The sequence below is a fragment of the Streptomyces sp. NPDC005263 genome, from assembly GCF_042872365.1.
Classification (GTDB): domain Bacteria; phylum Actinomycetota; class Actinomycetes; order Streptomycetales; family Streptomycetaceae; genus Streptomyces.
The window spans coordinates 192998-204737 of sequence record NZ_JBIAKJ010000003.1; the positions used below are offsets into that span (position 1 = coordinate 192998).

The window sequence follows — 11740 nt, forward strand, 5'->3', positions numbered from 1 at the left end:
ATCAATAACTAACCGCATCTGAACATCCTCTGGGGGAGCGATGTCACAGCACCCAGCACGTCGCGGGGGAGCCGTCTGGGCCCTCGTCATCACCAGCGTCGCCGGATTCATGGCGGCCCTGGACAACCTCGTCGTCACCACCGCCCTGCCCTCCATCCGTGAGGACCTCGGCGGAGCGCTGGACGACCTCGAATGGACCGTGAGCGCCTACACGCTCACCTTCGCCGTCCTCCTCATGTTCGGCGCGGCACTGGGCGACCGCTTCGGCCGCCGCAGGCTCTTCCTCGCCGGTCTCACCGTCTTCACCGGTGCGTCCGCCGCCGCGGCCATGGCGTCCGGCATCGACACCCTCATCGCCGCCCGCGCCGTCCAGGGCGTCGGCGCGGCGATCATGATGCCCCTGACACTGACCCTGCTGACGGCCGCCGTGCCCGCCGCCAAGCGCGGGATGGCGTACGGCATCTGGGGCGCCGTCAACGGGCTCGCGGTGGCTTCCGGGCCGCTGATCGGCGGCAGTCTCACCGAACACGTCTCCTGGCACTGGATCTTCTGGCTGAACGTTCCGCTGGGCCTGGCCCTGCTGCCCCTCGCCCGTCTGCGCCTCGCCGAGTCGCACGGCACGGGCGCCCCGCTCGATGTCCCCGGCACCCTTCTCGCCAGCGGCGGCCTCTTCGGCATCGTCTACGGACTCGTGCGCAGCCCCGTCGACGGCTGGACCAGCCCCCTGGTCCTGACCGGCCTCATCGCGGGTACCGCACTGCTCGGCGGCTTCGTCCGCCACGGCATCCACCACAAGACCCCGATGCTGCCGATGCGCCTCTTCCGCTCCCGAGCCTTCGCCGGGATCAACGCCGCGAGTCTGCTCATGTTCCTCGGTATGTTCGGCTCGATCTTCCTGCTCAGCCAGTACATGCAGGGCGTGCTCGGCTACTCGCCCACCGAGGCGGGCCTGCGGATGCTGCCCTGGACCGGCATGCCGATGCTCGTCGCCCCGATCGCCGGCATCCTCTCCGACCGGATCGGCGGCCGCCCGGTCGTCGCCACCGGCCTCTTCCTCCAGGCGGCCGGCCTCGGCTGGATGGCCTCGGTGGTCACCGCCGACGCCTCCTACGCCGTCCAGTTGCCCGGCCTGATCATCAGCGGAATCGGCATGGCGCTGTACTTCGCCCCGGCCGCCAACCTGGTGATGTCCAGCGTCCGGCCCCAGGAGCAGGGCATCGCCTCCGGCGCCAACAACGCCCTGCGCGAGGTGGGCGGAGCGCTCGGCATCGCGATCATGGCGTCGATCTTCTCGGCCCAGGGCGGTTACGAGACCGGGCAGACCTTCGTAGACGGATTGCGCCCGGCGCTGTACACGGGGTCGGCGCTGGTCGCTCTCGCGGGACTCACGGCCCTGCTGATCCCCGGGCGCCACGGCAAGGAGAACTCCGCCGAAGAGGCACCGTCCCCCACACCCCTACGGGACCTGGAGCCGGCGTCCAGCTGACAGCCCCCCGCACTGCTCCGAGCGCCCCTGGGGGCTCCGCCCCCAGACCCCCGCTTCTCGCCCACCACACCCACCCGTCGCGGTGGGTCAAGAAGCGGGCGCCGGGCTCGGGACAGTGATTGCCGATTGTCGGTTGGGTTGCCGCACTCGCGGACGGCGCGAAGGGGACGGGTCGGGGGTGTCCGCCCGCAGCGGTTGTCGCGTCAACACCGCCCAGTCGCCGAGAGACCGATTCCGCGACGTTCCGAGGACGGACACCCCCGACCCGGCCCCGACCCCCACCGAACCCGCGTCTCGTAGTCTTGGCCCCGTGCAGGAACTCCACGACGCCCCCCTCGCCCCGCTGACCACCTTCCGCCTGGGTGGCCCCGCCACCCGCCTGGTCACCGCGCAGACCGACGCCGAAGTGATCGCCGTAGTCCGCGAGGCCGACGACACCGGAACCCCGCTGCTGATCATCGGCGGCGGCTCCAACCTGGTCATCGGCGACAAGGGCTTCGCCGGCACCGCACTCGTCATCGCCACGAAGGGCTTCGCCCTCGACGGTACGAGCCTGGAGCTGGCCGCCGGCGAGGTGTGGACCGACGCCGTCGCCCGCACCGTGGACGCCGGACTGGCCGGCGTCGAGTGCCTCGCCGGGATCCCCGGCTCAGCCGGCGCGACCCCGATCCAGAACGTCGGCGCGTACGGCCAGGAGGTCTCGTCGACGATCACAGAAGTCGTCGCCTACGACCGCACCACGCACACCACGGTCACCCTCACCAACGACGAGTGCGCCTTCTCCTACCGCCACAGCCGCTTCAAGGCCGACCCCCAGCGCTACGTCGTCCTGCGCGTCCGCTTCGCCCTGGAGAACGCGAACGGCCTCTCCGGCCCCATCAGGTACGCCGAGACCGCCCGAGCCCTCGGCGTCGAACCCGGCGACCGCGCCCCACTCTCCGCCGCCCGCGAGACCGTGCTCAAGCTCCGCTCCGGCAAGGGCATGGTCCTCGACCCCGAGGACCACGACACCTGGTCCGCCGGTTCCTTCTTCACCAACCCGATCCTCACCGACGAGGAGTTCACCGCGTTCCGCGCCCGCGTCCGGGACCGGCTCGGCGAGGACGTACAGCCGCCCGCGTACCCGGCCGGGGACGGCCACACCAAGACGAGCGCCGCCTGGCTGATCGACAAGGCCGGCTTCACCAAGGGCTACGGCACCGGCCCCGCCCGCATCTCCACGAAGCACACCCTCGCCCTCACCAACCGAGGCAAGGCAACCACGGAGGACCTCCTCACCTTGGCCCGCGAGGTCGTCACCGGCGTCAAGAGCGCCTTCGGCATCACGCTGGTCAACGAACCGGTGACCGTAGGCGTAACCCTCTGAAAGCCCGCCGTACTCAGCCGACCGGCCCGCTCAACCACGCGTCGATCCCCGCCAACAGCTCGCCCCGCACATCATCCGGCGCAGCCGAAGCCCGCACCGACTGCCGTGCCAGTTCCGCCAGTTCCTGGTCGGTGAAGCCGTGGTGCTCCCGCGCGATCTCGTACTGGGCCGCGACCCGTGAGCCGAACAGCAGCGGGTCGTCGGCGCCCAGCGCCATCGGAACGCCCGCCTCGAAGAGCTTCCGCAGCGGCACGTCCTCGGGCTTCTCGTAAACGCCCAGGGCCACATTCGACGCCGGGCACACCTCGCACGTGACCCCCCGATCGGCGAGCCGCTTCAGCAGGCGCGGATCCTCCGCCGCCCGCACCCCGTGGCCGATCCGGTGCGCGTGCAGGTCGTCGAGGCAGTCCCGCACCGACGCGGGCCCGGTCAGCTCCCCACCGTGCGGCGCCGACAGCAGCCCACCGTCCCGCGCGATCCCGAACGCCCGGTCGAAGTCCCGCGCCATGCCCCGGCGCTCGTCGTTCGACAGACCGAAGCCGACGACCCCCCGGTCCGCGTACCGCACCGCCAGCCGGGCCAGCGTCCGCGCGTCCAGCGGGTGCTTCATACGGTTCGCGGCGACCAGGACACGCATCCCGAGCCCGGTCTCCCGCATCGTCGTGTCCACCGCGTCCAGGATGATCTCCAGAGCCGGGATCAGACCGCCCAGCCGTGGGGCGTACGACGTCGGATCCACCTGGATCTCCAGCCAGCCCGAGCCGTCGCGCAGGTCCTCCTCGGCCGCCTCCCGCACCAAGCGCTGAATGTCCTCGGGATCCTGCACGCACGAGCGTGCCGCGTCGTACAGCCGTTGGAAACGGAACCAGCCGCGTTCGTCCGTGGCCCGCAGTCTCGGCGGTTCCCCGCTGGTCAGTGCCTCGGTCAGGGAGTCGGGCAGCCGCACACCGTGCTTGTCGGCCAGTTCCAGCACGGTGGTGGGCCGCATCGACCCGGTGAAGTGCAGGTGCAGATGGGCTTTAGGCAGCTCAGAGACATCACGTACACGCTCCATCCAAAGATCCTGCCGTACGTCCCCGCCGCCCCGGTAGCACTTTCCCCTTTAGTGGCATTGCTCGCACAAACACACCCCACCCCACCACCCGCACCCCCCACCACCGGCACCACCCGCACCCCACCCACCACCACCCCGCCCTCACCACCCGCACCCCCACCCACCCCCAAACAAAAACAGGACCCCGCCTACGCCAACACGTAGCCGGGGCCCTGCCACCGATACTCAGTCCCGCGCCTCCGCCAGCAACTTCTGGATCCGCGAGACCCCCTCGACGAGGTCCTCGTCCCCCAGGGCGTACGACAGCCGCAGATACCCCGGCGTGCCGAACGCCTCGCCCGGCACGACCGCGACCTCGGACTCCTCCAGGATCAGCGCGGCCAACTCGACCGTGTCCTGCGGCCGCTTGCCGCGGATCTCCTTGCCGAGCAGGCCCTTCACCGACGGGTACGCGTAGAAGGCACCCTCGGGCTCCGGGCAGACCACGCCGTCGATCTCGTTGAGCATCCGCACGATGGTCCGGCGCCGCCGGTCGAAGGCCTCACGCATCTCCGCGACGGCGTCCAGCCCACCCGACACCGCGGCCAGCGCCGCGACCTGGGCCACGTTCGACACGTTCGACGTGGCGTGTGACTGGAGGTTCGTCGCCGCCTTCACCACGTCCTTGGGGCCGATGATCCAGCCGACCCGCCAGCCCGTCATCGCGTAGGTCTTCGCGACACCGTTGACCACGACACACTTGTCGCGCAGCTCCGGCAGGATCGCGGGCAGCGAGGTGAACGTCGCGTCGCCGTAGACGAGGTGCTCGTAGATCTCGTCGGTCAGCACCCACAGGCCGTGCTCGACGGCCCAGCGACCGATCGCCTCGGCGTCCTCGGCGCTGTAGACCGCGCCGGTCGGGTTGGACGGCGACACGAAGAGGACGACCTTCGTCTTCTCCGTACGAGCCGCCTCCAGCTGCTCCACGCTCACCCGGTAGCCGGTCGTCTCGTCCGCGACGACATCCACCGGGACACCGCCGGCCAGCCGGATCGACTCCGGGTACGTCGTCCAGTACGGCGCCGGGACGATGACCTCGTCGCCCGGGTCGAGGATCGCGGCGAAGGCCTCGTAGATCGCCTGCTTGCCACCGTTGGTGACGAGGATCTGCGACGGGTCGACCTCGTAGTTCGAGTCGCGCAGCGTCTTCGCGGCGATCGCGGCCTTCAGCTCGGGCAGACCACCGGCCGGGGTGTAGCGGTGGTACTTCGGGTTCTTGCAGGCCTCGACGGCGGCCTCGACGATGTAGTCCGGGGTCGGGAAGTCGGGCTCACCGGCGCCGAAGCCGATCACCGGGCGCCCGGCGGCCTTGAGTGCCTTGGCCTTGGCGTCCACGGCGAGGGTGGCGGACTCGGAGATCGCGCCGACTCGGGCGGAGACCCGGCGCTCGGTGGGAGGGGTTGCAGGGCTCATGGACCCCATCGTTCCAGACCGGAAACTTCCCCGGCACGCGGGTTTCACAGACTGAACAACCACTGAACAACCGTCCGGATCCGGGCCCCACGCTGGGCGATCTTCCGTGGACAACGTCCCTACGCGCACTTTCTGTTCGACCTCGGGCCGCGGAACACGTACACTCTCACCTCGTTGGCCTTCAGCGGGCTGCGCTCAACCGGTGCACACCGAGCACTCGGGCGAATGCGGTACGTTGGGTGGCACACAAAGGGTCGTAGCTCAATTGGTAGAGCACTGGTCTCCAAAACCAGCGGTTGGGGGTTCAAGTCCCTCCGGCCCTGCTACACACACCTTCGCCAGGATGTGTGCACGCATGTACGTACAGCAATGCACCGCCGTGCGGCTCAGACCGGGCGCGGCACGGCCACGACCCGGAATCAGGTGAGGACGAGTGACGGACGCCGTGGGCTCCATCGACATGCCTGATGCCCAGGACGAGGCGCCGGAGTCCAAGAAGACTCGTAAGGGCGGCAAGCGGGCCAAGAAGGGTCCGCTGAAGCGTCTCGCGTTGTTCTACCGCCAGATCGTCGCGGAGCTCCGCAAGGTCGTCTGGCCGTCACGCAGCCAGCTGACGACGTACGCGACCGTGGTGATCGTCTTCGTGCTCGTCATGATCGGCCTGGTGACCGTGATTGACTATGGTCTCAACCACGCCGCCAAGTACGTATTCGGCTGAGCACAGAGCGAAGGGCGCCGCGGTTACCGGCGCCCGTTTTCGCATGTTCCACCCCTATGTATCCAGGAAGAAGCAGCCACCGTGTCTGACCAGAACCTGAACGACGCCATCGAGCCACACGGGCAGGACGTCGAGTCCGTGGAAGACGAGCTCGAGATCGTCGAGGGTGCGGACGAGGACCTGGACGAGGTCGAGGCTGCCGACGCCGACGCGGGCGAGCCCGCGGAGGAAGCCGCGCTCCACGCCGAGGACGAGAACGACGAGGCCGCCGACGACGAGGCCGCCGAGGACACCGACGGTGAGCTCGCGGACGAGGCCGGGGAAGCGGAAGAGGCCGAGGACGAAGAGCCGGCCGAGCCCGTCGACCCCGTGGCCGCCCTGCGTGAGGAACTGCGCACCCTCCCCGGCGAGTGGTACGTCATCCACACCTACGCCGGCTACGAGAACCGCGTGAAGACCAACCTGGAGCAGCGCGCCGTCTCGCTGAACGTCGAGGACTACATCTTCGCGGCCGAGGTTCCGCAGGAAGAGGTCGTCCAGATCAAGAACGGCGACCGCAAGACCATCCGGCAGAACAAGCTCCCCGGCTATGTGCTGGTGCGCATGGACCTGACGAACGAGTCCTGGGGCGTCGTCCGCAACACCCCCGGCGTCACCGGCTTCGTGGGCAACGCCTACGACCCGTACCCGCTGACCCTGGACGAGATCGTCAAGATGCTCGCCCCGGAGGCCGAGGAGAAGGCCGCCCGTGAGGCCGCCGAGGCCGAGGGCAAGCCGGCTCCGGCCCGCAAGGTCGAGGTCCAGGTCCTGGACTTCGAGGTCGGCGACTCGGTCACCGTCACCGACGGCCCGTTCGCCACGCTGCAGGCGACCATCAACGAGATCAACGCCGACTCGAAGAAGGTCAAGGGTCTCGTGGAGATCTTCGGCCGCGAGACGCCGGTCGAGCTGTCCTTCGACCAGATCCAGAAGAACTAGTTCCTCGGGTCTTCTGGGCCTACCGCTTCCGACCAGGTCAGATGGGCTGCCAAAAGCTTGTCTGACCTGCTCGGTTTTTGGCCGCGCATCTATACCCGTTATCGTTGTGCGGTATGCCTTCATCCGGGACGCGACCCGGGCGCAGGCACATCCGATTCGAAAGGACCCGGAGAGCAATGCCTCCCAAGAAGAAGAAGGTCACGGGGCTCATCAAGCTCCAGATCCAGGCCGGTGCCGCCAACCCGGCTCCGCCGGTCGGCCCCGCGCTGGGTCAGCACGGCGTCAACATCATGGAGTTCTGCAAGGCCTACAACGCCGCGACCGAGTCGCAGCGTGGCTGGGTGATCCCGGTGGAGATCACGGTCTACGAGGACCGCTCCTTCACCTTCATCACCAAGACGCCGCCGGCCGCCAAGATGATCCTCAAGGCCGCGGGCGTGGAGAAGGGCTCCGGCGAGCCGCACAAGACCAAGGTCGCCAAGATCACCCAGGCGCAGGTCCGCGAGATCGCCACCACCAAGATGCCCGACCTCAACGCCAACGACCTGGACGCCGCGTCGAAGATCATCGCCGGCACCGCGCGTTCCATGGGCATCACGGTCGAGGGCTGAACCCCAGCCCCGTAGCACCTTCGTAGAACCCCATGCGGCCTCGGCCGCACGTGGCAGGGCCTGCTCGGCCCGTACCACGACTCCTTTCAGAACACACAGGAGCAGTTGTGAGCAAGCGCAGCAAGGCTCTCCGCGCTGCGGACGCCAAGATCGACCGGGACAAGCAGTACGCCCCGCTCGAGGCCGTCCGTCTCGCCAAGGAGACCTCCACGTCCAAGTTCGACGGCACCGTCGAGGTCGCCTTCCGTCTGGGTGTCGACCCGCGCAAGGCCGACCAGATGGTCCGTGGCACCGTGAACCTCCCGCACGGCACCGGTAAGACCGCCCGGGTCCTGGTCTTCGCGACCGGTGACCGTGCCGAGGCCGCGACCGCCGCGGGCGCCGACATCGTCGGCGCCGACGAGCTCATCGACGAGGTGTCGAAGGGCCGTCTGGACTTCGACGCCGTCGTCGCCACCCCGGACCTCATGGGCAAGGTCGGCCGCCTCGGCCGGGTCCTCGGCCCGCGTGGTCTGATGCCGAACCCGAAGACCGGCACCGTGACCCCGGACGTGGCCAAGGCCGTGACCGAGATCAAGGGCGGCAAGATCGAGTTCCGCGTCGACAAGCACTCGAACCTGCACTTCATCATCGGCAAGTCGTCCTTCGACGACACCAAGCTGGTGGAGAACTACGGCGCGGCCCTGGAGGAGATCCTCCGTCTGAAGCCGTCCGCCGCCAAGGGTCGCTACATCAAGAAGGCCGCGATCAGCACCACGATCGGCCCCGGCATTCCGGTCGACCCGAACCGCACCCGCAACCTCCTCGTCGAGGAGGACCCGGCGGCTGTCTGATCTGGCCGAGTCCGCCGGATCGCCCTGTCGGCGACGGGCCCCGCACCTTCGAGGTGCGGGGCCCGTTCCCATGTGCGGGTGCCGTGCCCTGGGTTAGCGTGCGGGCAGAGCGACGGCACAGGGGGACGTATGAAGTGCAGGAACGGGTGCCGGATCGCCCTCGCGGCCGCGACCGCGTTGACGGGCCTGGCCGCCTGCACCTCCTCCGGGTCGCCCGACGAGCCCGAGGGCGGACGGACGAGTTCCGCGTCCCACGCGGCCCTGCGCCTGGCCGAGCGGTCCACCGACCGCGCCGAATCGGTCCGGGTACGGTCCACGACCGTCATGGGCACCCAGCTGTCCCTCAAGGCCGACGGCGCACTCGACTGGGACCAGGGGCTCACCGGCACGCTGACCATCACCTACACCGGCGGCACGACGGCCGAGACGATGCGCACGCTCGGCATCACCTCGATGGAGGCGCGCTATCTGCCCGACGCCTACTACGCGCACATGGGCGACGCGTTCGCCCGGAAGGCCGGCGGCAGGCACTGGATCAAGTACGCCTATGACCACCTCGCGGACCTCGGCGGCGGCGCGACCTTCGGCGACCAGATGCGCACCACCACGCCGAACCAGTCGATACGGCTGCTGCTCGACTCCCAGGACGTGCGCGAGGTCGGCGAGGAGCAGGTCGACGGGCGGGCCACCACCCACTACTCCGGCACGGTGGTCGTGGGCGAGGTGGCCGACGCGCGGCTGCGCGAGCAACTCCAACAGGCCGGCGTCACCACCGAGACCGTGGACATCTGGGTCGACGACCGGGACCTGCTGGTCAAGAAGGTCGACCGGGGCAGGACCGCGACCGGCGAGCTGACCCAGACCGCCCACTACGGCGACTACGGCGTCCGGGTCTCCACACGCAGGCCCCCGGCCGACGACACCCAGGACTTCCGGAACCTCCTGACGCAGCAAGGCGGTTCGGCCTCCTGAGGCCCAGGGAATTCGCGGGTCCCGGGCCGCCTCCTGGGATACGCTCACGGCCTTGCTGTGAGTAGTCCATGTGTTCCTTGGGGGGAATCAGTGGTGTCTTCCATACGTACGTCCAGGCGCCGTAAGACCGCCGGTGCCGGCCTCGCCGCCCTGCTCCTCGCCGCGGGGGCGGCTGGATGCGGGACGGAGAAGTCGCCGAGCATGTCGCCCGCCGCGGCTGTCGCCAAGGCGGCGAAGAACACGGAGGACATCACGTCCTTCCGGTACCGCATGACCGGCAAGGTGCCCGAGGAGGGCCGGGTCAAGGCCGAGGCCTCGATGCGCACCAAGCCCACCGTGGCCATGAGCATGAAGATCACGGCGCTCGACCAGGGCGCGGACGGCACCGCGGAGATCCGGCTCGTCGACAAGGCCATGTACATCGGCGGGGGAGCCGCGGCGGCCAAGGAGATGGACGGCAAGAGCTGGATCAAGTTCGACATGTCCGCGCTGGGCGACAAGGGCCTCGGCGGGGGCACGCCGGGCGCGGGCCAGGCCGACCAGAACCCGGCGACCGAGTCCACCTTCCTCACCGGCGCCAAGGACGTGAAGAAGGTCGGCACCGAGACCGTCGAGGGCACCGAGACCACGCGCTACTCCGGGGTCGTCACCCTCAAGGACCTCAAGGCCTCCCTGAAGGACAAGGACAAGGCCACTCGCGAGGCGCGCGAGAAGAGCATCAAGCAGTACGAGAAGCTGGGCGTCGACGAACTCACGATGGACATGTGGGTGGACGGCGACGACCACACCAAGCAGTTCCGCATGAAGGGTGAGGCCGACAAGGGCCCGCTCGACATGACCATCACCTTCCTCGACGTCAACAAGCCGGTGAGCGTGACGGCCCCGCCCGCCAAGGACACGGCGGACCTCGCCGAGATGATGAAGAAGGCCCTGGACAGCTGATCCGGTGCCGGTCGCTCAGCCCCGTGCGACCGGATTTGCCTGACGGCGATTCGTTCACGTACTCTCCTACAGAAGCCAAAGACCGCTGGTCGTTGCCGTGCGCTCGTGAGAGGGCCCGGTGGCCGAAGGATCCGCTGCAAACCGCGGACGACCCGCGTAGGTGACTGTGGAAGTACTCCCGGAGTCCGCTGCTCGCGCTGCGGAAACCGGTTGAGTTACGCCCCGTGCGCCTGCGCCGGGGCGTTTCGTTTCTCCCAGCCCCTTCCGAGCGGTCGTCATCACCCGGAAGGAGGCCGACGCTCATGGCAAGGCCCGACAAGGCTGCCGCGGTAGCCGAGCTCGCGGAGCAGTTCCGCAGCTCGAACGCCGCTGTGCTGACCGAGTACCGGGGTCTCACCGTCGCGCAGCTCAAGAACCTGCGCCGCTCGCTCGGTGAGAACGCCCAGTACGCCGTGGTGAAGAACACGCTGACCAAGATTGCGGCCAACGAGGCCGGGATCACGACGCTCGACGACCTGTTCAACGGTCCGACGGCAGTTGCCTTCGTCGCCGGTGACCCGGTGGAGTCGGCGAAGGGTCTTCGTGACTTCGCCAAGGACAACCCCAACCTCGTCATCAAGGGCGGTGTCCTTGACGGCAAGGCGCTGTCCGCCGACGAGATCAAGAAGCTCGCGGACCTCGAGTCCCGCGAGGTTCTGCTCGCCAAGCTGGCGGGTGCCTTCAAGGGCAAGCAGACCCAGACTGCGCAGCTCTTCCAGGCGCTTCCCTCGAAGTTCGTCCGCACCGCGGAGGCGCTTCGTGCCAAGCAGGCCGAGCAGGGCGGTGCCGAGTAATTCGGCTCGCGCATTGACCGCCGCCTAGGCAGTGGTCGCAGCGGGCCGAAAGTACGCCCGCCTCACATGTACATCCGGCACCAGCCGATTTAGTGGAAGGATCGCCCCCATGGCGACGAAGCTGTCCCAGGAAGAGCTGCTCGAGCAGTTCGAGTCCCTCACCCTCATCGAGCTCTCCGAGTTCGTGAAGGCGTTCGAGGAGAAGTTCGACGTCACCGCCGCCGCCGCGGTTGCCGCTGCCCCGGTCGGCCCGACGGCCGCCGTCGAGGCCGCTGAGGAGCAGGACGAGTTCGACGTCATCCTCACCGGTGCCGGCGAGAAGAAGATCCAGGTCATCAAGGTCGTGCGTGAGCTGACCTCGCTGGGTCTGAAGGAGGCCAAGGACCTCGTGGACGGCGCCCCGAAGCCCGTCGTCGAGAAGGTCGCCAAGGAGGCCGCTGAGAAGGCCGCCGAGGCCCTCAAGGGCGCCGGCGCCTCCGTCGAGGTCAAGTGACC

12 protein-coding genes and 1 tRNA gene are annotated in these 11740 nt (G+C 68.8%); 11 read left to right on the plus strand and 2 right to left on the minus strand.

The window, feature by feature from the left end:
- The first annotated feature begins 40 nt into the window (after positions 1–40).
- Positions 41–1486: an MFS transporter gene (locus tag ACFYRY_RS14485; RefSeq protein ID WP_389144253.1), complete on the plus strand. Its 1446-nt coding sequence runs from the start codon at positions 41–43 to the stop codon at positions 1484–1486.
- 310 nt (positions 1487–1796) lie between these two features.
- Positions 1797–2852: a UDP-N-acetylmuramate dehydrogenase gene (locus ACFYRY_RS14490; protein WP_389144256.1), complete on the plus strand. Its 1056-nt coding sequence runs from the start codon at positions 1797–1799 to the stop codon at positions 2850–2852.
- A 13-nt stretch (positions 2853–2865) separates the two neighbouring features.
- Here the strand turns inward: ACFYRY_RS14490 and ACFYRY_RS14495 are convergent, their stop codons facing one another.
- Positions 2866–3906 carry an adenosine deaminase gene (locus tag ACFYRY_RS14495; RefSeq protein WP_389144258.1) on the minus strand — a complete coding sequence of 347 codons (1041 nt, stop codon included), beginning with the start codon at positions 3904–3906 and terminating at the stop codon, positions 2866–2868.
- Between the two features lie 225 nt (positions 3907–4131).
- A complete protein-coding gene (locus ACFYRY_RS14500) occupies positions 4132–5358 on the minus strand; it encodes a pyridoxal phosphate-dependent aminotransferase (protein ID WP_389144261.1) in 1227 nt (408 codons plus the stop codon).
- Positions 5359–5608: 250 nt separating this feature from the next.
- On the opposite strand from ACFYRY_RS14500, the gene ACFYRY_RS14505 reads away from it, so the two are divergent.
- From ACFYRY_RS14505 to rplL, 9 genes are all read left to right on the plus strand, one after another.
- Positions 5609–5681 (plus strand) — tRNA-Trp (locus ACFYRY_RS14505).
- 110 nt (positions 5682–5791) lie between these two features.
- Positions 5792–6076, plus strand: a complete 285-nt coding sequence (secE, locus tag ACFYRY_RS14510; protein ID WP_356765844.1) for a preprotein translocase subunit SecE — start codon at positions 5792–5794, stop codon at positions 6074–6076.
- Between the two features lie 81 nt (positions 6077–6157).
- The gene (gene nusG / locus ACFYRY_RS14515; protein ID WP_389144263.1) at positions 6158–7054 is read left to right on the plus strand and encodes a transcription termination/antitermination protein NusG; all 897 of its coding nucleotides are present in this window, start codon (positions 6158–6160) and stop codon (positions 7052–7054) included.
- Between the two features lie 176 nt (positions 7055–7230).
- Positions 7231–7665 carry a 50S ribosomal protein L11 gene (rplK, locus tag ACFYRY_RS14520; protein ID WP_030359033.1) on the plus strand — a complete coding sequence of 145 codons (435 nt, stop codon included), beginning with the start codon at positions 7231–7233 and terminating at the stop codon, positions 7663–7665.
- Positions 7666–7772: 107 nt separating this feature from the next.
- A complete protein-coding gene (rplA, locus tag ACFYRY_RS14525; RefSeq protein WP_389144265.1) occupies positions 7773–8498 on the plus strand; it encodes a 50S ribosomal protein L1 in 726 nt (241 codons plus the stop codon).
- Between the two features lie 129 nt (positions 8499–8627).
- Positions 8628–9470, plus strand: a complete 843-nt coding sequence (locus ACFYRY_RS14530; RefSeq protein ID WP_389144268.1) for a hypothetical protein — start codon at positions 8628–8630, stop codon at positions 9468–9470.
- 93 nt (positions 9471–9563) lie between these two features.
- Positions 9564–10412 carry a DUF1396 domain-containing protein gene (locus ACFYRY_RS14535; RefSeq protein WP_389144270.1) on the plus strand — a complete coding sequence of 283 codons (849 nt, stop codon included), beginning with the start codon at positions 9564–9566 and terminating at the stop codon, positions 10410–10412.
- A gap of 302 nt (positions 10413–10714) precedes the next feature.
- On the plus strand, positions 10715–11245 hold the full coding sequence (rplJ, locus tag ACFYRY_RS14540; RefSeq protein ID WP_389144273.1) for a 50S ribosomal protein L10: 531 nt from the start codon (positions 10715–10717) through the stop codon (positions 11243–11245).
- 109 nt (positions 11246–11354) lie between these two features.
- Positions 11355–11738: a 50S ribosomal protein L7/L12 gene (gene rplL / locus ACFYRY_RS14545; RefSeq protein WP_389144275.1), complete on the plus strand. Its 384-nt coding sequence runs from the start codon at positions 11355–11357 to the stop codon at positions 11736–11738.
- Positions 11739–11740: the final 2 nt, after the last annotated feature.

Bases quoted from the DNA above. Each gene is read 5' to 3' on its own strand.
- ACFYRY_RS14485 (WP_389144253.1), top strand. From the start codon at position 41: ATGTCACAGCACCCAGCACGTCGCGGGGGAGCCGTCTGGGCCCTCGTC.
- ACFYRY_RS14495 (WP_389144258.1), bottom strand. From the start codon at position 3,906: ATGGAGCGTGTACGTGATGTCTCTGAGCTGCCTAAAGCCCATCTGCAC.
- ACFYRY_RS14500 (WP_389144261.1), bottom strand. From the start codon at position 5,358: ATGAGCCCTGCAACCCCTCCCACCGAGCGCCGGGTCTCCGCCCGAGTC.
- rplK (WP_030359033.1), top strand. From the start codon at position 7,231: ATGCCTCCCAAGAAGAAGAAGGTCACGGGGCTCATCAAGCTCCAGATC.
- ACFYRY_RS14530 (WP_389144268.1), top strand. From the start codon at position 8,628: ATGAAGTGCAGGAACGGGTGCCGGATCGCCCTCGCGGCCGCGACCGCG.
- rplJ (WP_389144273.1), top strand. From the start codon at position 10,715: ATGGCAAGGCCCGACAAGGCTGCCGCGGTAGCCGAGCTCGCGGAGCAG.
- rplL (WP_389144275.1), top strand. From the start codon at position 11,355: ATGGCGACGAAGCTGTCCCAGGAAGAGCTGCTCGAGCAGTTCGAGTCC.